Genomic DNA, 24,074 nt, shown 5'->3' with positions numbered 1-24,074 from the left:
GAAACCTTTTCCTACAACCAACTCGCGCTTCGCTAGGAGCTAGCGGACAGTTGATCTGTACCTTGAAAGTGAATACTTGGCCGATCGCCGCCCCCTTCGAACACGGTTTGACCGCTACATACGCACACACGTACACACGTACACACGTACAACTAACCCTGCCGCCAGCGGGGAAGTGCTGCCCATGTTCAGACGCAAGATTCATCACGACAGCCGTGCCTCTGCAATGGCTCCCACCTTCGTCACTACTTCCACCCGGGAGCTACACGTTTCCGTTGGGACGGCACCAGCCTTGGCGACGTGCAGGTGGCTCGCGTCACGATGCCCTTTGTCCAGCGTCTTGTCGAGGTATTTGCGTTGGGCCGGGCGGCCTCGGTAATCCCCCCGCAGGTTAGCCGCAGCCAGAAGTTGAATTTTCTCGTAACCTAACCCAAGGAGATCCCATGAAGAAATCACGATTCACCGACAGCCAGATCATCGCCGTACTCAAGTAGGTCGAGGCCGGCACGCCTGTCCCTGACCTTTGCCGACAGCATGACATCAGCTCAGCGACGTTCTACAAGTGGCGCAGCAAGTTCGGCGGCATGGATGCGTCCATGGTGTCCCAGCTAAAAGAACTGCAGGACGAGAACCGGCGGCTGAAGAAGATGTACGCCGATGCGCAGCTCAGTGCCGAGCTGCTGAAGGAAGCGCTCTCAAAAAAATGGTGAGGCCATCTCAGCGTCGCGAGATGGCCAGACGGGCGGTCCAGGCAGGCATCACCAGCATCGTTCATGCGTGCAGGACGTTCGAGGTGAGTCAGACCTGCTACCGCTATCAGGCAAAGGCCTGCCAAGAAAATGCGATCATCGCCGACTGGTTGCTCAGGCTGACCAGCGCCTACCGCGATTGGGGCTTTGGGCTGTGCTTCCTGCACCTGCGCAACGTGAAGGGCTTTGCTTGGAACCACAAGCGCGTGTATCGGATCTATCGCGATTTGGAGCTGAATCTGCGCGTCAAGCCGCGCAAGCGCATCGTCCGGGAAGTGCCGGAGCCTTTGGCAGTGCCTGAGGCGGTCAACCAGACATGGTCGATGGATTTCATGCACGACCAGTTGGCTGATGGACGCAGCTTCCGGATGCTCAACGTACTGGATGACTTCAACCGTCAGGGACTGGCGATTGAGGTCGACATCTCCTTGCCTGCGGCGCGCGTCATCCGCAGCTTGGAACAGGTCATTCAATGGCGCGGAAAGCCCCGCGCCATACGCTGCGACAACGGGCCCGAGTACATCAGCGGAGCGCTGCAAGCATGGGCCGAGCGGCACGACATTGCACTGCTCTACATCCAGCCAGGCAATCCTCAGCAGAACGCCTACATCGAGCGCTACAACCGGACCGTGCGTTACGCTTGGCTTGCCAGCAATCTGTTCAATGACATCGAACAGGTCCAGGACATCGCCACTCGTTGGCTATGGACTTACAACCACGAGCGCCCAAACATGGCGCCCGGCGGCATCACGCCAATGCAGAAGCTTGCACTGGCAGCGTAGTTCCACTTTTGGCGACCGCTAAAAGCGGGGGGATTACCACGAGTTGCGGGCGTGCTTTTGCTCGCGGTAGGCGGTCTGGCAGTGTGGGCCATGGCAAATGCGGGAGCACGATATGGCCGGGTAGCATGCGACGCATGCCAATTTGGCATGCCACATCCGGACCCAACGATCCAAATTTTTCTAAACACATGCGGATACAAGATGTCGATGTCGATGTCGAATTTGGGCTATGGTAGCCGCCCGCTTACTGGCGACACAGTCGTAGTCTGCACAAGTAGCGGATGTGTCGATTACACGGTGACAGACACAGACCAGTACGAGGGAACCAACTATCGTACGCAGAGCAACAATAGTCCAGGAAATGGCGGCGGCGGCACCGGAGGCACGACCAACCCTGGTGGCGGCGTAGGCAACAACGGCGGCTTAGGAGTGGGTGGGGATACCGGCGGCGGTTCCGGTTCCGGGTCTGGCACGGTTACCGTCGGGCCGCCTAAGAACGAGCAGGCTCGCTAAATTGGAGTTTTTGGCGTGGCATAGCCTTGTCTGCAGGTGCGCCGGATAGGAGCGTGCACGGGCTCTTATCCGGCGCCCACAACGCGGCAAAGGAACCGAACGACACTAGCAGCGTCATCGTTCGTACTTGCTGCTTGGGACATTTGTACCGGCCACAGCGAATAGCCCGCGTCCGAACCTACCTCCTCCCTAGGAGGTTAGACATCCGTCGCTAGTCAGTGGGTTGAACAATCCCAGCCCAAATCGCTTGACGGACGTGCCTGTACCGCCCTCTCGGCAAATGAGGGCAATTCGGTTACCAAGTGTGCTTTTTAGCACACGGGTCCGGCCGTATCCGTCGCCATTCGTATGCGCTATCGACTTAAGAAGTTCCTGACGGCGGTGACGTGGGCACAAGCACATCAGATGTAGGCTGATTCTTTCGCGTCAGCTTGAACGTGATGCTTGCCTCCGCGCCCGCCTCGGCGATGAATAGCAGCTCCCCCTTGGCGCTCATGGTCAAGCCGACCTCGATCTCATCAACAGACCAATCCTTAGAACAGGCTGCAGCGGCGGAACTCAGTTGCATCAGCTTATCAATCGTACGCGTCCACTGCTCTTGGAGCTGTCCGGTGCCAACCTTAGCTACTCGGCGAAAGCTTGGTACCCAGCCGGGAACCGAATGATGTACTACTGACGGATCGGGCGTGTGCGTAGCGACAGCTTGGCCGGGTACGAGTATGGAGATCTCGAAATCATCGTGCGCAGGATCAATCATCGAATTATTCTCTACAGATAGGGAACAACATTCAGGGCAAGAATCGCCTGCTCGAAGTTCTGAGCGAAGCCACGACTTCCAGAAGGTGCACCAGGCACCAGCAGCGCGCCGCGATAGATACCGAGGGCCTCGCCGCGATTGGTGCGGATGAGTGCACCGGAATCGCCAGGCGACTCGGGTTCATCTAGGCAAAACGTGACCCCAATCTGCCGCGTGTTCACCACGCCACAATTGAAACTTACATCTACTACAGTACGTGCGGTCGGCCCGGTTTGAACGTCAACGAAAACCTTCTGACCCACCGCAGCGAAGCTAGCAACGGGAAGCTGCGCAGGAATGTGGGCCGGCGCCGGTGCGAGTACAAAGGCGGCATCGATCGGCTGAAAGTAAGAACGAAGAAATGACCCAATGCTGCCGGACGCCAAGTTCACTACCTGCCCGGGATGAAAATTTTCGAACGCGTGACCTGCGGTGAGAACTCCCCAGCACGACGTTGTCTTACATTGAGCCCAACATGCGCTCGTGGCGCCTTTGGGATGATCCACGTGATGCTCGATCTGCGTCTGTCGAATAGCGAAAGGAAAGCTAACCTTGCCGAGACGAGGAAAGCTGAGGCTATCAACGATCGCGAACTCCGGTCCATCCCACCCCGGAACATCTAGGATGAACCCAATCCCGGGAGCTTCTAGGCGGCTGTCAAAGAGCCCAAAGGAGAGCTGAGTTGTGCCAAATCCTGGCCAGATCGGCATGTGCCACGGCGGATTCCGCCACAGGTATCCCAGGAGGCCGGATCTATACTGACGCAGACTAATCTCAGAGAAGAGCGCGTAGGTCCAGAAAGCGGACCGCGCAATCAGATCGGGGCTGTCGGTCACGTAGTCGTTACGCCGCTCGATTTCGCGCACAACAGCTCTTGGAACTCGCTCAATTGCCGGACTGAATCGCGGCAGGTACTCACGCAGATAGTCATCTGAGTATTCCATCTCCCTTCTCCTCCATCGTATCGATCAGGCATGACAGGCTTTGCGCTGACAATACACCACAACTCTCGAGGTTGGGCAGCGTCCGGGCAGGTTGCTGCGGGCGTGCTTCTTGATTGCGGCGGTCGATTTCTCTAGCAAGTGGGGTTCAACAATGCCTTCTGCCGCTAGCCACGAACAAGAGACAGCTCGCGAGAACTTTTTACCCTACCGCTATGTGCTAGCTGTTCGCGACAACACCGTTGATTTGGTCTCTAGTTCTGAGGCACGACTCTCAGTCGTGCGCCTCGATCCCCTCGCGCTTCCCGTGGCGCCCTATGGCTTGGGACTGGACGGCGACCAGCATGGCCTCTGCGCCGAGGGCTTCGCCGTGGCCGAATTGCGACTCAAGGGCTTCTTTCCATTTTACATCCCTCTACCGGAATTCCTCTACGCCCCGTGGCAGCAGCAATAGCTAAATGGTGTTGGCCGTAGGCGCCCCTTTCCTACGCCCCTAGGGCCGACAGCGCAGCGGCGTCGAACTCCACTCCCAAGCTCCCCCTCCAGCGAAAGACTAGAGCTTCAATCCCCAACCGCTCTCGCATGCTATTTCGCAACCGGATGCTCGGAGCCACGGGGAGCACCAGCACCTTCCGGACATTGACGCGTGGAAACTCGTCCTGCACAGCGAGCGAATGCAACGAGAGTTGTCCGACGGCAGTGTAGAGATCAGTTGGCGACGCCGAGGTCTTGACTTCGAAGAGCAACAGGGTCGATTGTCGCAGCACTTCGAGATCGACTTGCTGAGACTTAAGGGGATTTCCGTTGTCCTCAAAATGCGCCCTCAGTTGCTGGACAACGCGGCCGTGCCTGACCTCTACGACCACATCGTCCCTGCGTGGCAGCTCTCGCTTGCCAGAGAACTCGGCGAAGTATTCTTTTAGACGTCTGTCCATCGAGTCGGCTGAACTGAGCGCACCAGCGTTCACGCCGCCCGATCGGTCGACCGGCTGTTCCCTCACGACAGCATCAGCGGCTCTCCGTATCTCTTCTGCAAAGCCGGTGACGTCCCCCACCAACTGCGGAGAATCCAGGCTTGCTACCAACAAGAGAGACTTGCGTCCTTGAGATGTCTCGATCATCGTCGTTGTCGCGTTTGTCTCTCGCGACAGCGCCTCCTTCCTCACTCGCGCCATTCCGCGAGTCACTATGCCGCGATGCGCAGGAACAATCGCGCCTGACTCGAGATCCTGCACGAAGGATCCTCCGTGCCTTCTCCCTGAATCGCCCAGGGTTGTGTAGACAATGGGCACCCGCCCTTGGGTGACCGCTTCCGGCCAGAAGCGGACATAGAAGCGCCTGAGTCAACCCGACCCGCGAAGCGGGTTCGGCTAAATTGAATTTCTATCCCCGTACCGATACAAGACATGAAAGGTTCGATCTCCGGTACCTTCGACGTACCCCCGACCTGAGTAGTGGGTGGGTTTAGAATCCAGTGCTGATGGTATCTTTCTTCGCCGCCAACTGCGCGGCGTGCTGGGCGGGTGTTAGTCCGCCAAGCGCTCTTTTGGGCCTTTCTTCGTTGTAGTCGCGCCGCCAGCTTTCGATGCTGGTACGGGCATGAAGCAATGTCGGGAACCAGTGCTCGTTGAGGCATTCATCGCGTAAACGCCCGTTGAAAGACTCCACGTAAGCATTCTGGTTCGGTTTGCCCGGCTCGATCAGACGCAGGGCAACTCCCTTGTCGTGAGCCCAGGCCACCATCGCCTTACCGCAAAACTCCTTGCCGTTGTCTGTCCTGATCACTCGTGGCAAGCCGCGCTGCATGGCCAGTCTGTCCAGCACCCTGGACACACCTTGCCCGGAAATTGCCCGCTCCACTTCGATGGCAACAGCCTCGTGGGTGGCGTCGTCGACGATGGTCAGGCACTTGATCACCCGGCCTTCCGCGGTGCGGTCGAACACGAAGTCCATCGACCACACCTCATTGGCAGCGGACGGCCGCAGGAGGGGCTGGCGCTCGCCTACCGGCACCTTCTTACGCTTTCTGCGACGCATCTGCAGGCCCGCTTCCTGATACAAGCGCTCCACTCGCTTGTAGTTCACGACCAGCCCTTTCTGTCGCAGTTTCAAATGGATCATGCCCACCCCGTAGCGTCTGTGCCGATGCGCCAGCGCGGCGATCTGCTCGCGCAGCTCAACGTTGTGGTCGGCCCGAGGCTCATAGCGCAGCGCGCTAGCGCTCATCCGCACCACCTTCAGCGCCCGCCGCTCGCTCAACCCCTTCTCGACCATGCTCCGCACCAGCAGCCTGCGCGCCGGTGCGGTCACCACTTTTTTCGCAACGCATCCTTGATGACGTCGTTCTCGAAGACCTGTTCTGCCAGTAGCTTCTTCAGGCGTGTGTTCTCCGCCTCCAGGTCCTTGAGCCGCTTGGCGTCGGGCACGCTCATGCCGCCGAACTTGCTGCGCCACAGGTAGTACGAGGCCTCGCTGAAGCCGTGCTGGCGGCAGAGGTCCTTAATGGGCATGCCGGCCTCAGCTTCGCGTAGGAAGCCGATGATCTGCTCTTCGGAAAAGCGCTTCTTCACGTCCAATCTCCTTGTCATTGAGGATTGGACTCCAAACCGCTTCGCTACTCAATCTCGGGGGGACGTCGCTCCCGCAACCGGAACCCTATTGAATTCGTCCCAAGGCAAACGAACGCGATCTTGGATGAAATCTTTCAATTCTCTCCATGCTCCTGCTCGACCGTGCCCGATGAACACATTGGTGCCGACTCTAGAATCGCGCCCGCTTCTCCTAGACTTGCGCTCAAGATGCGAAGCGCCCTTGCGCGCTATATCCGCAGCAGCCCTACAAATTGCAAACGAATGGTCTATCGCCCGATACTGAGCCTTGATCGCAATATGCGGTGGAAGTTGTGTGCCTTGGCCGAGGACGATGGTGTCGCGCGTCATCACTTGGCCGCGCTGATTCAGTCGTTCAGCGACTTCACTAGGCGAGAGTACCTCTAATGCTTGCAGCTGCTCATTCAAGCTCTGAATGAATGCGTCAGCGCCTGCTGCAAGCTCTGTCTGGAAGATCGAAGTTATTTCAGCTTTGGCGTGGCCGAAAATCTCATCCACCGATTCTGCAGCGGCCTCTGCTTCGGAAAGATCAGGATTGCCTGCAAGGCTGAGAACATGCTGTTTTACTTCTTGGGCTGGATACTCACGCCAGCGGCCAACTGAGCCCAAGCTGGCGAGGGTATCCATGAGACCCCACTCTTGACTGAAGTGTGCGCCTGGCGGTGGTGTCTGAAAGTTCTCGTAGTAAACCCGCGAGTGGTAGCCGAGCCAAGAGCCAGAGAATGACCGCCCAACCTCTGCTACCGCTGTACGAAGCGCAGAGATCGGTTGCGATGTTTCATCACGTTCTATGCCGGCCGCAGCCGCATTGAGCGATTCGGCAAGCTGAGAAAGCTCTTCATAGGCTGTCACTACACTCTCCTGCGCCGCATGACGCCTGAATTAAGCCGAGCCACGAAGCGGTGTCGGCTTCAAAGAATCGTTACGTGGGGGACGCAAAGAACTGACTTATGCGTGCCTGGTCGCCTTGGTCTAAAGCATGATCCTCAAGAATATGTTGCAGCGATTGAGAGTCTGACGCCAGCCAATCCTCTACGAGCTGGTCAAATGCCGGCGTGCGCTCTATGTCCGGAGCCAGCCTACGGATATAAGCATCCGCGATGGCTTGGTAGTCAACGCCACGTTGCTTGGCGATCTGGCGGACTACCCGAACCCTCACCCTACGAAGTGGCTCAGGCTTGTCGGGTTGGTAGCCACTGCGGATGCCTGCGAGAACCTGAAGAACGTCCTCGATTTTCTGACTCATCGCCACGACCTCCCCAAGCCGACTGACGTCGGAGTTGACCGGCACGCGTCGAACGACTTGTTAGACCGCATTGGGCACTCCCGGCCGCTGGGCCTCCCAGCTTGCGCAGACTCGCTTTAAGAGCGCCACGTACTCCTCCACATCCTCGCGATCGACCGCCACAGGGCGAAAGTGCTCTGGGGGCGAATGCGACAACAGGTTCCGGAGGTTCGCCCACGCCAGCAACTCGGCAACATCGGCTTCGGGGGTCCGAAATCCTCCAGCTGCCACGGCCTGCAGTTTCGCCTTCAGTCCGAGCAGTGGCTTTGGCGGCCTTTCGGCCAGGTAGTGCGCGACCAAGACTGCCTCGAACATCCCCTGTAGCCGCCACAACGCGAACGACCAGAGAAGACCCTTCTCGATATGGTTGTAGTAGCGGAGATCAGCTGACACCTCAACGTGCGCGTCGGCGAACTCAGGAGAGACATCGGAGCCGGAGATCATTTGTTCTACACAGGCGTCAGCATAGTCCGAGTACTTCTGAATGAGCGCTACTACTTCATCAAACTCGTGGACACGCGGTCCATACAACCAGTAATCATTTTCGGTCAGCTCGCGCAGTGCTTCTCTCATGCGTTCAAACTACCTAATAGACGGACTAGTGGGTCCGGTCATAAGACTTATCCACAAAGCATCGTATGGCTTGCTTACCCTTGATATAGCTCGATCTTAGGTCGACTGGTTCCGGCTAACAAGCCAGCCCACACAATAGGGCTAAGGGTGCCATCGAGTCTCTCTCATCCGACGGCCACCTGCTCTTCAATGGTCTCGCTGATCAGGAGGTTTAGGCCGCGTCCGCCCGTCCGTGTACTGCCTCATCCGCCCCCAACCTCAACCTATCTAGATAGTCAGCCCAGGCTTGCATCATCTTTCGACGCTCCGGTAGGTGCGTCGCACGGTTATATGCACGTCCCAAGGGGGCCCTAACCGAGTGGGCGAGCTGATGCTCGATGTAGTCGGGCCTAAAGCCCAACACTTCGTCGAGTACGGTTCGCGCCATTGCGCGAAAGCCGTGACCGACCATAGTGTCGGAGTCGAACCCGAGATTTCTCAGTGCAGCATTAAGAGTATTTTCACTCATTGGCTTCTGGGCGCTGCGCACGCCGGGAAACACGAACTCACTTCGCCTCGAGTAAGGATGCAGGTTTCTCAGAACAGCTACCGCTTGCTTGGACAGCGGGACGACGTGAGGCGTCTTGGTCTTGCTCGTCACGTACCTCCACTCCCCGACATCAAGGTCGATGTCCTGCCACATGGCCTTCCTGAGCTCTCCAGGACGCACGAAGGTCATAGGAGCCAGCCTCAAGGCGGCCTGGGTTACCGGCGATCCCTGATACGCCCACATCGCACGAAGCAACGCGCCAATCTGCGCAGGCTCGGTAATGCTTGCGAAGTGCCTTACCTTGGGCTGTTCTAGGGCACCTATCAAGTCCTGAGCAGGATTGCGCTCCGCGCCTCCCGTAGCGATCACGTAGCGGAAGATTCGTCCCGCATGTGAGCGCGCACGATGCGCTGTCTCAATTACGCCGCGCTTCTCGAGCTTACGAAGCGCAACCAAGAGGATCGGTGCTGTGATATCGGTCACTGGCGTCTCGGCAAGAGCCGCCAGGTCCTTCTCGATGAGTCGCCGCTCGCGTGCAACGGAGCCGGGGGAGAGCCCTTCTCTAGTTCGCTTGGCAAGAAATTCCAAACCAATAGAGCCAAATGTGACAGCTGCCCGCTCTCCATTTGTAATCTTCTCAGCCCTTGCCACTTGGGCCGGGTTCGCGCCGCCGCGAAGCAGAGCCTTCAACCTGTCACGTTCCAGACGTGCGGCCTGCAGCCCCATAGCTGGGTACTCGTTCAAAGTAATGATGCTTGCCTTGCCTAAATACCGGTAGCGATAGCGCCATGCTTTGGTTCCCGCGGGACGTACTTCGATCACCAATCCGTTGGTATCGGCCACTCGATAGATGGCGTCCCTCGGCTTAAGGAAGCGAACTTTGGCGTCCGTGAGCATGTGAGTCAGATGGTTGTGAGTCGGACGAAGCAGACGCGCTTCGCGACTCGCACACTGACTCACTCTGGCGCCGGATGCAACTAGATACCGGTGGACTGAAACGAACACCAGAACTTTATTTTTACGGGCGATCAGGCCAATTCCTGAACTGTGCTGGACGCCGCTGGAGAGCGTAATGGTGGGCCCACCAGGATTCGAACCTGGAACCAAAGGATTATGAGGCAGCTACCGAATGAAGTGCGATCAATGACATAGCCCTCTCCATTGTTCCGGTGACGGCTCGTGAAACCATTGACCCATAAGGCACGGCGGCGCGGTTGTTCCGGTCGCTGGCCACCTTAGAGAACGCCCTGGGCGCTTCCCGGGCGATTGCGGAACCGCCTCACCCCTTCCTTACTCGGCACCTCTGGAAACAGCCGCGCAGCACACCAGCGTTCGGCGTATCGCCTGGCCTGGTCGACGCTGGCGGCCCGCGCGTGGATGACCTGCCAAATCTTCAATGCGCACAGCGTCATCTGTGCGGATCCGTCTGGCTGCAGCACGACCACGGCGACTGATCGGTTGCCCCAGCGTAGATCCCAGCGGCCGGCTCTGTACTCCCATCCGTCATGCATCGCAGCGTCCTCGATCGCTCAGCGAGCAATAGCTTAGCGGCCGGAGCGCCATGGCCAGCGCCGGCGATGCACCACCGGCGACGGTGGCGCTGAGCGAGCGTGATAGCCGGGCGGCAGAGAGCGTGGGCGCCTTTCCGCATCCTTAATGGCAAATATTTGGATGACCATCGGAAACAGGTAACTTAGGTAACCACCCCTCAAACAAAGCAAAATTGTTCAATGTAATCAATATGTTATATAGATATATCAAAGGTAATTTTAGGGTAACGTCCGGGTAATCTGATTACCTTTCACCGAGGTAATCAGGGGCCTGATAAAAGTGCTTATAAATCAATGACATTACTCGACACCCATGCTGGAATTACCTCAAATCACCCGCAGAGGTAACCTCCGGAGAACGTTGTGGCACAAGGCATTGCCGCCCTTTTTGGGAACCTGATTACCGCGTTACCTGGTTCCGGTGGGACTCCAAATAATTCGGGATGGCCGCACCACCGCTGGGGCTTCCTGGACGCGTACGAAAAGCACGCCATTGCCGCAGGGTTCCGCAGGGATCGGAGCGCCCCTGCGATGGCCGTCAGCAGCAGCTGCGGCGGCCTCCCGCGAGGTGCGCAGGGGTGCGGAAAAAAAGGGGAGAAAAGACCGCAGGCGTGGCGGGGCGACGACTGCGCGCGCCGGGGTGTTGAGGCACAATCGGTAGATGGCCGACATTGATTTGCTCCCCGCCCCCGAGATCCACACGTCACCTGATGGCTATCCGTTCACCACCAGCGCGGATGTGGCCGCCTTCTTCGACAAGCGCCACAGCGACGTACTGCGAGCGATTGAAAATCTCCTGGGGGACTTACGAAGCCTGTACGTAGGACAAGCGCACCTCGAGCCTGCTTCGCGGGATGATGCGGAAAAGGATATGGATGGACATCAACGCAAAATTGCGTTGATGTTCCCAAGTGAGATGTTCGCAGCCACGGTGATCGAGGTCAGGCTGGGCAACGGTGCCGTCCGCCGTGACCCCGGCTACAACCTGAGTCGGGATGGCTTTGCTCTGTTGGCAATGGGATTCACCGGGAAACACGCCCTAGCGTTCAAGCTCGCCTACATCGCCGCCTTCAATACGATGGAAGCCAAGCTCCGCCAGCCGTATGTCGCCCCGTTAGCAGACGACTTAGCCTTCGCCAAGGGCGTCCGCTTGAAAGACAAGCTCATGCTCCACGAGCACGCTTATAAGGCATCTCGCGCCCTCAGCAATGCCAGGGACGACCAGGAGAGGCGGCAAGCCTACTGGCAGCTTTACCAGATCAATACAACGCTTGGCATCCCAATGCCGACCATGCAGTCAATGGGGATTTCACCACTGGCGCTTGAGAGCAGGTAACGTCCACGTCGCCAACTTCGCCGCGCCGCCCCATCTCAGATGCACTGACTCGGCCCTTAGCCTATTTCATAGCCGTATTACCTCCGTCCCAAGCTCAAGGCCAGGGCAGCGACATCGCCTCTACAGCACTTCACAGGCTTCAACCTAGACAAGGATCGCGTCATGACAAACCAAAACGACACCATAGTGGAGACCTTCAAGGAAGAGGTAAAAGCGGCGGCGCTAAGCAGGGTAAACAGCCCCTTCCTCGGCGCTTATCTAGTGAGCTGGGTGCTTTGGAACCACCGAATGATCTTTGCCCTGTTCTCCGGCATGCCACTTGGCCAGCGGTTCCATTACATCGATGAGGTCCTGTACCCGACCGCCAAGACGTTCGCGCTTTATCACTTTTTAGGGCCCATCCTCTCCACAATCGTTTACATTTTCTTGGTGCCCTGGCCAACCGAATGGGTTCATCGCTGGAACCTTCAACGCAAGCTTCGGCTAAAACAAGCTGATCTGCGTGCGGATGGCCACCGCCTTTTGACGGAGGCTGAGAGCGTCGAACTTCAAAAGAAGGTTGGTGAGCTGAGAACGACCTTGGCAGAAATGCGTGGTGAGCTGACAGGGGAGCGCAGGAAGGTCCGAGCCCTATCTATGAAAACACTGGAGGGCCGCAGGGCTGACGAGATCGAACGAATCCTTATCAACTACGTCACTTCACAGCCTTTCAAAATTAGGGCGGGGCGAGCGGAGTTTAAAGACGGCACGACCATGCGCTTCAACCGTGATGGCGCGGTCGAAATTACTGGCTATAGAAACATGCGCTGGGCATATGTCGCGCAAGAAATACGACTTTTTGACGCTGATCAAGATCAAGGCGCTTTGGGACCCGTGAGATTTGCCAACTCCAGCAATGCTTTCGAAGGCACCTTGGAAGGTCTAGGCATGGTGCAGATTCAAGGAATTTACAGCCACGTAGATTTCGCTTAAGCGACGCTTTTTAGCTCAGCTTTCTTGCATTCATCTGGATCAGAAAAGGCCGCCGAGGGCGGCCTAACAGGTGATTTAAGAAGGCCGCTCTACTCCCAAGCTAGTTTTGCTTCGAATCGCCGATGTCGTCACGCAAAAACCCGAGGCTCAAGCCGGCAGGCAAGTCCGCTCCCGCGGCGATCAACGTCGCTGTGTTAGTGATGAGCCGTCCTTGGTCAAGGACTGCGTAGGATGGGAACCACCTGAGCTGTTCTCTATCCATTTCATACACGAGCTTGTGGGCAGGTATACCCCTTTCTATCAAAACATCAATGATCTGAGCGGCCTGTACCGCAGCTTGCGACAGGCCCTCATGTGCTGCTTGGTTCAGGGCGAGATCGTTACCACGAATCAAGAACATTACGTGGCAACCATTCTGGTGCGCTTCCAAGCTTAGCAGAGGGTCCTTGCGCGCCTTGGCGGTCTCAATGGTTCGTTTCAACCAAGCGTGGACACTGCCGTACAGAGCCTTTCCAACCTCAGCTCCAAACGATTTCGCCACTGGGTTCCATACAATGAGGGCATAGGGCAAGCCAATGCGCAGAAGCTCAACAACGGATTCAGCAGCATTGTGGGAAAGCGGTGTACGGACCACGCCCAATGGAGAGATGGCCTCGATTTCAGCCACCCATTCTTCTGAGACTTCACGAGGGTCATAGGCGATCTCGATAGATGCACCAGGGTCAGGCTCTGGCAGAACTCGGTCAGCAGCGACATGTCTGTCTAGGCCTAGATCGGCGAAGGTTAACCCTATGCCAGATTCGTAAATGCCAAGGACTACCGCGATAAACCGCTCGCCACGGGTCGTCTGGAAGAGAGCTGCGTCTAAGACATTTCCCATGGGGCGTCCCGGATCATGCCCTTTCATCAACGGGATTCGCCCTGTTTGCAGCTTCTCTAGCATCACATCAGGATCCCCTTCGACTAAAAGAGCCCCGTCTTCGGCACGCGCGTCTGTCCAAGCCACTCCGGCGATAATCTTTCCATGAATGCCGTCAGGATGCCGCTTGATTGCCTCCTGGGCCCAGGTTTGGGCCTCATAACTTTCGTTCAACAAACTGGACATACCGAGTCGTCTCCGGGAGCACTGTTAGGACTCACGTTCTACCACACGGCGTATTGGGATAAGCACCGTAGCGGGCGCGGCATGAGACTGCTGGCTCGGGCGCAAAGTAGTCTAACAAGATCACCTACTTCCTTTGGTCCAAGGCCGCCCTCGGCGGCCCCGGATCACCTAATGCTAAAGGGCCGCGATACGCTCCCTGGCTACCTGCGAGTAGTGCTCAGTGACCTCGCACCCGGTCCAAGTAAAGCCCTCAAGCTGGGCGGCGACCAGGGTGGTACCTGACCCGGCGAACGGATCCAAGATCCGCCCGCCCGCCTCGCAGATCCGCACCACCTGGCGCATCAGATCAGTGGGCTTGCCGGTCATGTGGAGCTTGTCATCGCGGCGCACCTTCGCCTTGATGACCCCCGGCAGCACCGGAGCGTTCCGGTCCAGCGGCATGGCGCCCTTGCTGCCCCACACGATGTATTCGGCCTGGTTACGGAAGCGGCCGCGCTGGGGGCGGACACCCTCGGTCTTGTCCCACACGGTCACCCCGCGCCAGGTGAACCCGGCGCACTGCAGCGCGTCTGTGGTGAGCGGCAGCTGCCGCCAGTCGGTGAAGACGCACACGGGCGCGCCTTCCTTGAGCAGGCGGGCACACTCGCTCAACCACATCACCATCCACCGCAGGTGCGAGCGCTGGTCGCGCTCATCGCCCAGGAAGTCAGCGTGCAGCTCGGAGCGGACGTACTTCTCCGATGGTGGCCGCTGGCGGGCGGCGGCGGTCAGACCACCGCTGGCGTAAGGGGGATCGGTGATCAGGGCATCGAACGAGCCGGCTTCAAGAGTCGGCAGCAGGGACAGGGCGTCGCCCTTCAACAGCAGGTTTTGCATGGCAGGAGCCTTCTTCAAGTCGCTCTGGGCGAACTGAGGGGAGGCTCTCGGCCTTCATATGGTTGAGCGTGCCGCAGCGCGGGCACTTGATCTGTAGCTCGGCGTAGCCGAGGGCGCGGGCCAGCAACTTGGCGCACTCTCCGCAACGCAGGTTCTGCATGGTGGACGGCATTACGCGCCACCACCCAGAGCTTTCGGGTCGAAGGGATCGAACGCGATCACCTCCTGACCGAGCCAATCGTTCACTCGCAACATCCGGGTCTGCAGGGCGGCGAGTTCGGTCTCGCCCCACACAGTGTACGCGTCGCGGATCGAACCGAAGCCGCCAGCGTTCTGCGGCACCACCCCCAGCAGCTGTGGCGGGATCCGAAGCGATGCCAGGACGTCGTCGCGGGTGACGCTCTTGATGCCGGTGAATTCATCCTTGGCGGCCACTTCGCTGACCGGAATCAGCTGCAGGCCATCCTTCTTGCCGTTGGGCGAGTGCAGGAACAGGTTGCGGAAGTTCCCGACGCCACGGGTGCTTTTCAGCGACTCACGCAGCGCGTCCACGTCGGCGTCATCGATCTGGTCGTCGGTCAGGTACAGGATGAAGCCTGCGTGCGAGCCGTTGTTGTAGTACTTGCGGCGGAACAGGGTGGCCGACTCGTTCAACAGGGCCGACTGCAGCGAGGGCATCCATTCCGGCAAGCCGTAGATCTCCTGGTTGACGTCGGCCTCCCTCAGCTGGAACACGCTGCCCGGCTCAAACTCGTGCTCATCCTTCCAGCCGCGGACCTGGTAGAAGGTGCCGGGCTCGACGCCACGCCGCATGTACTTGGCCAGTGCCGGTACCAGCGCCACCGCGTTGCCTATCACCGAGTTGCGGCGTTCCAGATAGCCCATGCCGAAATGCACCCAGTCCATGGCGAACTGTTCAAAGGCCTCGCGGGACAGGATCTTGTTCGGCCTAAAGGTGCGGACCAGCATGTTGGTCTTGAAGCGCAGGCCGGATCCCAGGTACACGTTGGCGCGGGTCGCCCGCGACAGGCCGTCCAGCGACACCGGTGGCTCGTAATAGCGCCCGTTCTGCCAGCAGTGGACGTAGTCGAGGATGCCGCCCGATTCCAGCACCGGTACCGGATCCCCGAAGGTGAAGCTGACCGTGCGGGCGGGGGCCGCAGGTGCGGCGACGTCGTTCATGCGTTGATCTCCAATCGGCTGCGCCGCGCCGATGCGTGCGGGCGCTCAAGCGGTTCGTTGTGCAGGGCATGGAACAGCGCCCACGCCAGATCGGCGTGGCCCGTCTCTTCGCTTCGCCCTGCCGTATAGGTGACCTGCCGCTGACTCTTGGTCAGGGTCTTCTTGATGGCCATGATCGACCTTGTCAGATCGAGCATGCCGGCGTCGTATTCCAGGCGCCCATTGCTGATCACGTCGTAAGCCTTCAACACCAGCCTGGCCTTTACCTCGGGCGAGTAGTTGAAAGTGACCAGGCTGGGGAAGAAGGTCTTCACGATCTGGGCCACGCCTGTGCCCATGCCTGTCGTGTCGATGCCGATGTAGGTGACCCAGTAGCGCTGGGTGATCTTGCGGATGATCTCGGCCTGCGCGGCGAAGTCGTTGCCCTTGAGCTGGAAGCGTTCCAGCACGCGGAACTTGCCGCCCTGCTCGCTGGGCGGCGCCACCACTACCAAGCCGGCGCTGTCGCCCGTCTCTGCCGGGTCGTAACCCACCCACACCGGGCGGTCGCCATAGGGGCGCTGAGCGAAGGGACGGTAGTCGCCTGCCCAATCGACATAGCTGTCGACGCCGCATGTCTGCAGCAGGCTCAGGGGGAACACACTGGCGCTGTCATCCACGAACCCGCACATCAGCAGGTTCTCGAAGGCGTCCGCGCTGTATTCCTCGCGCAGCTCATCGATGTCGAACAGATCGCAGCCGCGCCGCTGGGCGTCGAGGATGGTGACGATCTGCCGCCACAGCTTGTCCTGGCCAAGGTGACCGCCCGCCAACGCATCGTGCGAGGTGTCGATCTTGATGCGCTTGTCGGCTGGTTTGCCCCGGTTGCGGCGCTCGCCAGTCCAGAAGCTGTACGCCTGGTGGGCCATGGTGGATGGCGTGCTGAAGTAGGTCTTGCGCCACTTCTTGTGCATGGCCATGCCGCTGGCCACCTTGTTCAGCTCATCGAACCCGTGCGTCCAGAAGAACTCATCGAAGTAGAAGTTGCCGTGATAGCCCTGCGCGGTGCGGGCGTTGGTACCCAGGAAGAACAGCTCGGCACCGTTTGCCAGCACGATGCTGTCGCCACCCTTGAGATCCTTGTCCAGCGTCTCGCGCACGAATGACTGCATGTACCCACGGAACAGGAACGCCTGCGCCTTGGATGCGCTCAGGAAGATCTGGTTGCGGCCCGTCTTGATCGCATCGATCAGCGCCTCGCGGGCGAAGTAGTAGGTGGCGCCGATCTGGCGCGACTTGAGGATCGCGCGGGTGCGCAGGTTGCTGGCCTTGTACCAGTCCAGCTGGTAATCAAAGCACCCATCGACAAACGCGGTGGTCAGCTGCTCGACCTCTGCCTCACTGAACTCGTTCCGGCGTTCCTTCTTCTTCGGGCCGGCATTGCGGTTGGCCACGGCCGGATTCAGATCGGCCTCTGTCCCGCCGCCCTGGTAGCGCTGGATCCGCGCCTGTCGTTCCAGCTGGCGGTGCAGGAGGTCGATTTCCTTGAAGTCGCCGCCGGTCTTGCCGTCTTTGAGGATCAGCTGCACCAGGCGCTGTTCAAGCGCGCCGCCGATGCGCTCGACGTTGTCAGCGCGGTCCCACTCGTCACGCGCCTTCCAGCTGTGTATGGTTTTCTCTTTCTCGCCAATCGCCTCTGCGATCTCGGTGACACGCCAGCCCATCCAGTACAGAAACTTGGCCTGTCTGCGGCTGTCGGTTTGGAGTTGGGCGGCGACGTCGTTCACCGCACTAGGGTCGCGTCCGACGACCGATTCATACAGAAATCAATGACGTAGCGCTGAGTTTTACAACTCGGTTGCGTTGCTGCTGTTTGTCGCTCTGCCGACCATGGACCTGTTGAAGCGCGATCCGCGCACACGGCCAAAATCAGCAGAGGACACCATGTCGGATCCCAAGAAGAAGTACCGCAGCAAGTTCTTCCGCGTCGCCGTGGAAGGCGACACCACCGATGGCCGTGTGATCGAGCGTGGCTGGATCCAGCAGATGGCCGGCAGTTACAACCCGTCGCTGTATGGCGCCCGCATCAACCTGGAACACATTCGCGGCATCCTGCCGGACAGCCCGTTCAAGGCCTACGGCGATGTGGTGGCGGTGAAGGCCGAAGAGGTCGACATCGACGGCAAGAAGAAGCTGGCGCTGTTCGCCCAGCTGGAACCGACCGATGCCCTGGTGAGCATGGTCAACAACGACAAGCAGAAGATCTACACCAGCATCGAGGTGTCGCCCAACTTCGCCAAGACCGGCGGCGCCTACCTGGTCGGCCTTGCCGTCACCGACAGCCCGGCCAGCCTGGGCACCGAGAAACTGTCCTTCGCGGCCAAGCACCCCGAGGCCAAGCTGTTCGATGATCGCAAGCTCAACGCGGAGAACGTGTTCACCGCGTCGTGCGAATCCAGCATCGAGCTGGAAGAGGTCAGCGCTGACGGCGCCGACGCCACCGGCAAGCTGCTCTCCGGCATCGCCGGCCTGCTGGATCGCTTCACCGGCAAGGCGAACCCGCCTCCGGCACCGGTGACCCCGCCGGCCCCGGAAGGCGCACCTGATGCGCAGGCGTTCGCTGGCCTTGCCGATGTGCTGACCGGCATCGCCGAAAGCATCAAAGACCAAGGCGCGCAGTTCGCCGCGCTGCGCAAGGACCTGGACGAAAGCCGTGCGGAGTTCAGTGCGCTGGAGACGAAGCTGTCCAGCACCGCTTCGACCACGCAGGCCTTCCGCCCCGTCGTGAACGGCCAGAACGGCCAAACCGGCCAGACCGCCCTGACCGACTGCTGACGCGAACCCGCGCCGCAGCCCACCGCCCAATCCCCGCTTTCCGGAGACCTCCCATGCGTAATCAAACCCGCCTGCTGTACACGGCGTTCCTGAGCCAGATCGCTTCCCTCAATGGCGTCGCCGACGCCGGCCAGGTGTTCAGCGTCGACCCGACCATCCAGCAGAAGCTGGAAACCCGGATGCAGGAGTCCAGCGACTTCCTCAGCCGGATCAACATCATCGGCGTCAACGAACTGAAGGGTCAGAAGGTTGGCATCGGTGTTTCCAGCACCATCGCCGGCCGCACCGACACCACCGGCAACGGTGAGCGCTCCCCGCGTGACGTCTCCGGTCTGGACAGCCAGACCTACGAGTGCAAGCAGACCGACTTCGACACCGCGATCCGCTACGCGCTGCTGGATGCCTGGGCGAAGTTCCCCGACTTCCAGGCGAAGCTGCGCGACGCCATCGTCAAGCGCCAGGCACTCGACCGCCTGATGATCGGTTTCCATGGCACCAGCGCGGCGGCAACCACCGACCGCACCGCTCACCCGAATCTGGAAGACGTCAACATCGGCTGGCTGCAGCAGTACCGCACCAATGCCCCGGCCCGCGTGTTGGATGAAGTGAAGGCTGCCTCGGGCAAGGTGGTGGTCGGCACCGATGGTGACTACAAGAACCTGGACGCCTTGGTCTTCGACTCGGTCAGCAACCTGATCGATCCGTGGCACCGCAAGGATCCGGGGCTGGTCGCGGTGGTCGGCCGTGGCCTGCTGCACGACAAGTACTTCCCGCTGGTCAACGCCGACCAGCCCTCCACCGAGAAGCTGGCCACCGACGTCATCCTGTCCCAGCGACGCCTGGGCGGCCTGCAGGTTGCGGAGGTGCCGTACATCCCGGATGGCACCCTGCTGGTCACCTCGCTGGAGAACCTGTCGATCTACTGGCAGGAGGGCGGCCGCCGCCGCCACGTCGTGGAGAACCCGAAGAAGAACCGGATCGAGAACTACGAGTCGTCCAACGACGCCTACGTGGTCGAGGACTACGGCTTCGGCTGCGTCGTCGAAAACATCGAAATCAAGGAAGCCTGATCCGATGGCCGCCAGTCCCGCCAAGCAGCACCTCAGCCGCGTTCGCGCGGCTGAGGAATCAGCCCGGCGCCATGGTTCGGCGCCGGTGGACAACGCGTCCGAATTCGAGCTGCACATGATGAAGCTGCAGGACCATCGCCTGCGCCTCAAGCAGATCCAGTCGGGCGAGGCCAAGGGCAAGTTCAAGGCCGAGATCCTGGACGACTACGCCCCCTACCTGCAGGGCGTGCTGCAGGCCAATGCCGGCGGCGACGATGAGGTGGTTGCCACCCTGATGCTCTGGCACATCGATGCCGGCGACTTCGTAGGTGCGCTGCCGCTCGCCGCCTACGCCCTGCGCCACAACCTGGCTATGCCTGACCGCTTCGCCCGCACCACCGGCTGCCTGATCGCCGAGGAAGTGGCCGATGCTGCCCTTCGCGCCCAGATTGCAGGTGCCGACTTCGATGCGGCGGTGCTCGATGCCACCACTGCGCTGACCGCCGAGCAGGACATGCCCGACCAGGTCCGCTCCAAGCTCTACCTGGCCGCCGGCCGCAGCGTGATCCGTGCCGACGACGTCGAAGACAACCCGCCGCCCTTCGACCAGCTGGTCAAGTGCGTGGCCAACCTCAACCGCGCTCTGGAGCTGGACACGGCGTGCGGTGGGAAGAAAGACCTGGAGCGCGCAACCCGCCTCCTGAAGAAACACGTTCCACCCGCAGGCATCGCTGACGCCCCGCAGAACATCGCAGCAGACGGCAACGGCGACATCGGTACCGGCCCCGCGCCGGATGCCGGTACCGACAGCAGCGCTGGCAACACGCCGGCCGATGACGGTGCCAACGGGCAGAGCTAACCGAGCGTCCCCGCAACCCCCGCCGGCTCGGGGCTGATCCACAACGACCTCTCTCCCGTTGTGGTGACGCCCCGACCACCGGCGACTAATTCGAGGCCTTATGTCTGCATTCATCGCCCCCGGCAAGAACGCTCCCAGCGACGACATCACGTCGGGCACTTGGTGGCCGTCCGTCTCGCCGACGCAGGTGCGAGAGGACATGAGGATCACCGGTGCGATCACCGAGCCGCGCCTGCGCAGCAGCCTGATCAATGCGGTAGCCACGGTGAACACCGCGCTCGCCGAGTGGGCCCAGCGCCATGTGGCCGCCGGCCATGAATCGCTGGCCGACATGCCTGCCGACGTGATCGCCGGCGTGTCGCGTTTGGTGCTGCTGTACCGCCGTGCCGTGGCCACCTATGCCGCCGCCGAGCTGACCGAGCGCTACCGGTCCTATGACGCCACCGACAGCGCCAACCAGCGCGCCGACGACCTGACCCCGTCCATCGCTGAGATTCGCCGCGATCACCGCTGGGCCATGCGCGACTTGCAGGGCCTGCCCCGCACCACGGTGGACCTCATCTGATGCTGGTCATCGCAGCCCAAGGCGACACCCTGGACGCCATCTGCTACCGCTACCTGGGCACCACTGCCGCGTGCGTGGAGCAGGCGCTGGCACTCAATCCCGGTCTGGCCGCTCTCGGCCCGATCCTGCCCCAAGGCACCTCCGTGGTGCTGCCCGATACCACCACCCCAGCCGCCGCCACGCGCCCGCTGGTCCAGCTCTGGGATTGACGATGACCGAACCAACTTCCACCGGCACCCTCTTCGCGCTGGCCACCAGCGTCGGGCTGGCATCGCTGCTGCCCGGCGTAAACCCCGACGCCCTGATCGGCGCGTTCGCCGGCGCCACCTTGTTTGTGGTGTCGGCCAAGGATCTGCTGCTCTGGAAGCGGCTGTTCTATCTGGCAGTGAGCGTCGTGCCCGGCTACATGGGCGCCACCGACGTCATGCGCCGCTTCGGCTTGGAGTCGGCCGGGCTGGCGGCATTCCTGCTGGCCGCCTGCGTGGTGACGATCACCCTGCGGCTGATCGAGGGCAGCGGGAGCATCGACTTCAAGTCCTTCCGCCGCGGAGACCGAAATGGCTGAGATCACGACCTTCCTTGCCCTGCTGGCCAGTCTGGCCATCTGCGTCCGCCTGATTACCTACCGCGCCCATGCGGGTGCCACCCATCGCCCGGGCGCCTCCGTGGTGGCGTGGGTGCTGATCGCATCCACCGGCGGCCAGGCGCTGCAAATCCTGCTGTACGGCCCCCGCGCACACGTCAGCCCTTGGCAGCTCGGCCTGCTGCTGGTGGTGCTGCTGCTGACCCTCCAATCCAAGGGCAACGTCGCCCGCATCCTGAGGACCGACCCATGACCTTGACCGATGACATCCTCGCCCGCGCCATGCAGATGCCGGTGGCGCGCGTGCAGCGCTGGACCCAACCGCTCAACGCCGCCATGGCCGAGTTCGGGATCACCATGCGCAGGCAGGTTGCCTACTTCATGGCCCAGCTGGGCCATGAAAGCGTCAGCCTGACCCGCGTGGAGGAAAACCTCAGCTACGGCACCGCCGAGCGCGTGGTGGCAGTGTTCCGCCGCTTCGACCTCAACGGCAACCGGAAGATCGAGCCGGAGGAACTGGCGTTCGCAAAGGGCTTCCTGAACAACCCGCAGAAGCTGGCCAACTACGTCTATGCCCGGCGCGGCGGCAACGGTGACCAGGCCAGCGGCGACGGCTGGCGCTACCGTGGGCGTGGCCCGATCCAGAACACTCTCAAGAACGGCTACGCCCGCATGGGCGTGCTGCTCGGCCTGCCGCTGTTGCAGAACCCGGATCTGCTGCTGGATCCGGTCAACGGCGCGCGTGCTGCGGCCGCGTACTGGAAGGACAACGGCCTGAACCGCTGGGCAGATGCCGGCGACGTGCTGGCACTGAGCCGCGCAATCAACCTGGGCGACGCGCGATCCAAGAGCACGCCTGCTGGGTTGGAAGACCGCACCACCCGCACCAACCGCGTCATCACGCTGCTGGAGTCCGCGTGATGGCCCTGAGCATCGATCCGTTCCGTCCCTATCTGGTCATCGCCCGCTGGGCCGCAGCGCTGGTTATGGCCATCGCCTGTGCGTGGTTCTGGCATGACCAGGGCGCTGCCAAGTGGAAGGGCAAGTTCCACACGGAGCAGGCGGCCCACCAGGCCGCGCTGAAAGCCCACGCCGCTGTGCTGGACGGGTTGGCCAAGGCCACCGCCGAGACGGCCGCCAAGGCCCGCGCTGCGGCGCTGGCGCTGGCTGACGAACGAACCGACAACGATGACCGCTACAACAAGAAGGTGGACGATGCGAAACAAGCCCGTAGTGACCTTGCTGCTGCTCTGCGTCGTGGCGACGTGCAGCTGCAGCCGTGGTGGCAGTGTGGTGCTGCGCCCGGATCCGACTCCGGTGCGGCTGCAGCCCTTGCCGAAGGCGAAGATGCAGCAGCCGACCTTCGGGCAGCGGACACGGCAGCGACTGTTGAGGACGCCGACCACGCCGACGCATGGATCGGCTGGCTCCAAGACGAACTGACCAGCACGCGGCGGCAGGCTGTAGCCGCCGGCTGCGCCGTGCAGGTCGAGCCATGAAGAAGCCGGCCTCCCTGCGCGCTGCGATTGAGGCCGCTGTGCCCGAGCTGGCCACCGACAAGGATCGCCTGCTCGCCTTCATCGACAACGGCAGCATCGTGTGTACCGGGGTGGAATCGCGCTCGTTTGAGTGGCGCTACACCATGAACCTGATCATCACCGACTATGCCGGTGATCCCAACCACCTGTGGCTGGCGCTGCTGGATTGGGTGCGGGTGAACCAATCCCCCCTGCTGGCCGGCCCCAGCCTGCAGGAGCAGATCCGCTTCGAGGTGGACATCCTGGCCGATGACAAGGTCGACCTGGACATCAAGCTGCCGCTCACCGAGAACGTGGTGGTCGCCCCGGACGACCAGGGCAACGAGACCCCATCCGTCGTCGCTGAGCCGCCGCCGGCATGGATGAGCTGACCTCACTGGAAAGCTGGATCGGGCCGCTGCTGCAGCGGCTTGAGCCAGCCGGCCGCGCCCGGCTGGCCCGCCGCATCGCCCAGGATCTGCAGCGTGCCCAGAGCGAGCGCATCGGTGAGCAGCGTGCACCGGACGGTAGCCAGTACGCCCGACGCAGGAACCAGAAGCGGCAGAAGGGTGGCCGGATCCGCCGCCGCAAGATGTTTGCCCGCCTCCGACAGTCCAAGCACCTCAAGGCACGCGGCAACGCAAGCGAAGCCTCGGTGTTCTTCATTCGTCGCGCCGCCGCCATCGCCCGCGTCCATCAAGAAGGCCTGGTCGACCAGGTGCGACGCGGCGGCCCCCGCGTCCGATACGAGCGCCGCGAGCTGCTGGGCTTCGCCGATGGCGACAAGCAGCGGGTGATCGACACCCTGCTCAATCATCTGTCCGGGTTGTAACGAACACCCGTACAGCGCCAGCTCCTGTCGCGCGCGCGTGGGGCTGGCGACCATGAC

General features: G+C 61.0%; 27 protein-coding genes and 1 pseudogene. 15 read left to right on the top strand and 13 right to left on the bottom strand.

The window, feature by feature from the left end; all coding sequences use genetic code 11:
- Positions 1-443 precede the first annotated feature (443 nt).
- A pseudogene (locus ABE571_RS04485) lies at positions 444-1,531 on the top strand (IS3 family transposase).
- 874 nt (positions 1,532-2,405) lie between these two features.
- On the opposite strand, the gene ABE571_RS04480 reads toward ABE571_RS04485, so the two are convergent.
- On the bottom strand, positions 2,406-2,801 hold the full coding sequence (locus ABE571_RS04480; RefSeq protein ID WP_346493287.1) for a hypothetical protein: 396 nt from the start codon (positions 2,799-2,801) through the stop codon (positions 2,406-2,408).
- Between the two features lie 11 nt (positions 2,802-2,812).
- Positions 2,813-3,784, bottom strand: coding sequence for a hypothetical protein (locus tag ABE571_RS04475; protein WP_346493286.1), 972 nt, complete (start codon positions 3,782-3,784; stop codon positions 2,813-2,815).
- Positions 3,785-4,061: 277 nt separating this feature from the next.
- Between ABE571_RS04475 and ABE571_RS04470 the strand changes: the two genes are divergently transcribed.
- The gene (locus ABE571_RS04470; protein WP_346493285.1) at positions 4,062-4,235 is read left to right on the top strand and encodes a hypothetical protein; all 174 of its coding nucleotides are present in this window, start codon (positions 4,062-4,064) and stop codon (positions 4,233-4,235) included.
- A gap of 31 nt (positions 4,236-4,266) precedes the next feature.
- Here ABE571_RS04470 and ABE571_RS04465 read toward each other — a convergent pair whose 3' ends face one another.
- The 6 genes from ABE571_RS04465 to ABE571_RS04440 form a co-directional block, all read right to left on the bottom strand.
- Positions 4,267-5,016: a hypothetical protein gene (locus ABE571_RS04465; RefSeq protein ID WP_346493284.1), complete on the bottom strand. Its 750-nt coding sequence runs from the start codon at positions 5,014-5,016 to the stop codon at positions 4,267-4,269.
- Positions 5,017-5,245: 229 nt separating this feature from the next.
- Positions 5,246-6,369, bottom strand: a protein-coding gene (locus ABE571_RS04460) for an IS3 family transposase (RefSeq protein WP_346493283.1) whose coding sequence is annotated in 2 segments (ribosomal slippage) — positions 5,246-6,093 and positions 6,093-6,369 — 1,125 coding nt in all. Because the reading frame shifts where the segments join, the coding sequence is not laid out codon by codon here.
- 30 nt (positions 6,370-6,399) lie between these two features.
- Positions 6,400-7,242, bottom strand: a complete 843-nt coding sequence (locus ABE571_RS04455; RefSeq protein ID WP_346493282.1) for a hypothetical protein — start codon at positions 7,240-7,242, stop codon at positions 6,400-6,402.
- Between the two features lie 70 nt (positions 7,243-7,312).
- The gene (locus ABE571_RS04450) at positions 7,313-7,636 is read right to left on the bottom strand and encodes a hypothetical protein (RefSeq protein WP_346493281.1); all 324 of its coding nucleotides are present in this window, start codon (positions 7,634-7,636) and stop codon (positions 7,313-7,315) included.
- Between the two features lie 60 nt (positions 7,637-7,696).
- A complete protein-coding gene (locus ABE571_RS04445) occupies positions 7,697-8,248 on the bottom strand; it encodes a hypothetical protein (protein WP_346493280.1) in 552 nt (183 codons plus the stop codon).
- 211 nt (positions 8,249-8,459) lie between these two features.
- Complete coding sequence (locus tag ABE571_RS04440; protein ID WP_346493279.1) at positions 8,460-9,674, bottom strand: integrase arm-type DNA-binding domain-containing protein; 1,215 nt, start codon at positions 9,672-9,674, stop codon at positions 8,460-8,462.
- A gap of 1,314 nt (positions 9,675-10,988) precedes the next feature.
- Here ABE571_RS04440 and ABE571_RS04435 point away from each other — a divergent pair.
- Both ABE571_RS04435 and ABE571_RS04430 read left to right on the top strand, forming a co-directional pair.
- Entirely contained in the window at positions 10,989-11,663 is a 675-nt protein-coding gene (locus ABE571_RS04435) for a Rha family transcriptional regulator (protein ID WP_346493278.1), read from the top strand.
- 162 nt (positions 11,664-11,825) lie between these two features.
- Complete coding sequence (locus tag ABE571_RS04430; RefSeq protein WP_346493277.1) at positions 11,826-12,635, top strand: hypothetical protein; 810 nt, start codon at positions 11,826-11,828, stop codon at positions 12,633-12,635.
- A gap of 100 nt (positions 12,636-12,735) precedes the next feature.
- Here the strand turns inward: ABE571_RS04430 and ABE571_RS04425 are convergent, their stop codons facing one another.
- The 5 genes from ABE571_RS04425 to ABE571_RS04405 all read right to left on the bottom strand — a co-directional run bounded on the left by ABE571_RS04425 (position 12,736) and on the right by ABE571_RS04405 (position 17,564).
- The gene (locus ABE571_RS04425) at positions 12,736-13,740 is read right to left on the bottom strand and encodes a hypothetical protein (protein WP_346493276.1); all 1,005 of its coding nucleotides are present in this window, start codon (positions 13,738-13,740) and stop codon (positions 12,736-12,738) included.
- A gap of 174 nt (positions 13,741-13,914) precedes the next feature.
- The gene (locus ABE571_RS04420; RefSeq protein ID WP_346493275.1) at positions 13,915-14,616 is read right to left on the bottom strand and encodes a site-specific DNA-methyltransferase; all 702 of its coding nucleotides are present in this window, start codon (positions 14,614-14,616) and stop codon (positions 13,915-13,917) included.
- Positions 14,564-14,776 (bottom strand): Com family DNA-binding transcriptional regulator, encoded by a 213-nt coding sequence (locus ABE571_RS04415; protein ID WP_080341456.1) that lies wholly within the window; start codon positions 14,774-14,776, stop codon positions 14,564-14,566. Before ABE571_RS04415 ends, ABE571_RS04420 begins: the two co-directional genes overlap by 53 nt.
- Positions 14,777-14,787: 11 nt before the next feature.
- Complete coding sequence (locus tag ABE571_RS04410; protein WP_346493274.1) at positions 14,788-15,798, bottom strand: phage portal protein; 1,011 nt, start codon at positions 15,796-15,798, stop codon at positions 14,788-14,790.
- The gene (locus ABE571_RS04405; protein ID WP_346493273.1) at positions 15,795-17,564 is read right to left on the bottom strand and encodes a terminase family protein; all 1,770 of its coding nucleotides are present in this window, start codon (positions 17,562-17,564) and stop codon (positions 15,795-15,797) included. Before ABE571_RS04405 ends, ABE571_RS04410 begins: the two co-directional genes overlap by 4 nt.
- Before the next feature lie 157 nt (positions 17,565-17,721).
- On the opposite strand from ABE571_RS04405, the gene ABE571_RS04400 reads away from it, so the two are divergent.
- From ABE571_RS04400 to ABE571_RS04350, 11 genes are all read left to right on the top strand, one after another.
- On the top strand, positions 17,722-18,612 hold the full coding sequence (locus tag ABE571_RS04400; RefSeq protein ID WP_346493272.1) for a GPO family capsid scaffolding protein: 891 nt from the start codon (positions 17,722-17,724) through the stop codon (positions 18,610-18,612).
- 53 nt (positions 18,613-18,665) lie between these two features.
- On the top strand, positions 18,666-19,682 hold the full coding sequence (locus ABE571_RS04395) for a phage major capsid protein, P2 family (RefSeq protein WP_346493271.1): 1,017 nt from the start codon (positions 18,666-18,668) through the stop codon (positions 19,680-19,682).
- 4 nt (positions 19,683-19,686) lie between these two features.
- Entirely contained in the window at positions 19,687-20,520 is an 834-nt protein-coding gene (gpM, locus tag ABE571_RS04390; protein ID WP_346493270.1) for a phage terminase small subunit, read from the top strand.
- Positions 20,521-20,620: 100 nt separating this feature from the next.
- Positions 20,621-21,085, top strand: a complete 465-nt coding sequence (locus tag ABE571_RS04385) for a head completion/stabilization protein (RefSeq protein ID WP_046272349.1) — start codon at positions 20,621-20,623, stop codon at positions 21,083-21,085.
- Positions 21,085-21,294 (top strand): tail protein X, encoded by a 210-nt coding sequence (locus ABE571_RS04380; protein WP_046272348.1) that lies wholly within the window; start codon positions 21,085-21,087, stop codon positions 21,292-21,294. The genes ABE571_RS04385 and ABE571_RS04380 overlap by 1 nt, the downstream gene beginning before the upstream one ends.
- A gap of 2 nt (positions 21,295-21,296) precedes the next feature.
- Positions 21,297-21,650 carry a putative holin gene (locus ABE571_RS04375; RefSeq protein ID WP_046272347.1) on the top strand — a complete coding sequence of 118 codons (354 nt, stop codon included), beginning with the start codon at positions 21,297-21,299 and terminating at the stop codon, positions 21,648-21,650.
- Positions 21,643-21,921, top strand: a complete 279-nt coding sequence (locus ABE571_RS04370) for a phage holin family protein (protein WP_346493269.1) — start codon at positions 21,643-21,645, stop codon at positions 21,919-21,921. The genes ABE571_RS04375 and ABE571_RS04370 overlap by 8 nt, the downstream gene beginning before the upstream one ends.
- On the top strand, positions 21,918-22,589 hold the full coding sequence (locus ABE571_RS04365; protein ID WP_346493268.1) for a glycoside hydrolase family 19 protein: 672 nt from the start codon (positions 21,918-21,920) through the stop codon (positions 22,587-22,589). The genes ABE571_RS04370 and ABE571_RS04365 overlap by 4 nt, the downstream gene beginning before the upstream one ends.
- Positions 22,589-23,167: a hypothetical protein gene (locus ABE571_RS04360; protein ID WP_346493267.1), complete on the top strand. Its 579-nt coding sequence runs from the start codon at positions 22,589-22,591 to the stop codon at positions 23,165-23,167. The genes ABE571_RS04365 and ABE571_RS04360 overlap by 1 nt, the downstream gene beginning before the upstream one ends.
- Entirely contained in the window at positions 23,164-23,577 is a 414-nt protein-coding gene (locus tag ABE571_RS04355) for a phage tail protein (protein ID WP_346493266.1), read from the top strand. The genes ABE571_RS04360 and ABE571_RS04355 overlap by 4 nt, the downstream gene beginning before the upstream one ends.
- On the top strand, positions 23,565-24,017 hold the full coding sequence (locus ABE571_RS04350; RefSeq protein ID WP_346493265.1) for a phage virion morphogenesis protein: 453 nt from the start codon (positions 23,565-23,567) through the stop codon (positions 24,015-24,017). The genes ABE571_RS04355 and ABE571_RS04350 overlap by 13 nt, the downstream gene beginning before the upstream one ends.
- The last annotated feature ends 57 nt before the right edge of the window (positions 24,018-24,074 follow it).

The organism is Stenotrophomonas sp. TWI273 (assembly GCF_039674765.1).
Classification (GTDB): Bacteria; Pseudomonadota; Gammaproteobacteria; order Xanthomonadales; family Xanthomonadaceae; genus Stenotrophomonas.
This window is presented reverse-complemented; position numbering and strand designations above follow the sequence as displayed.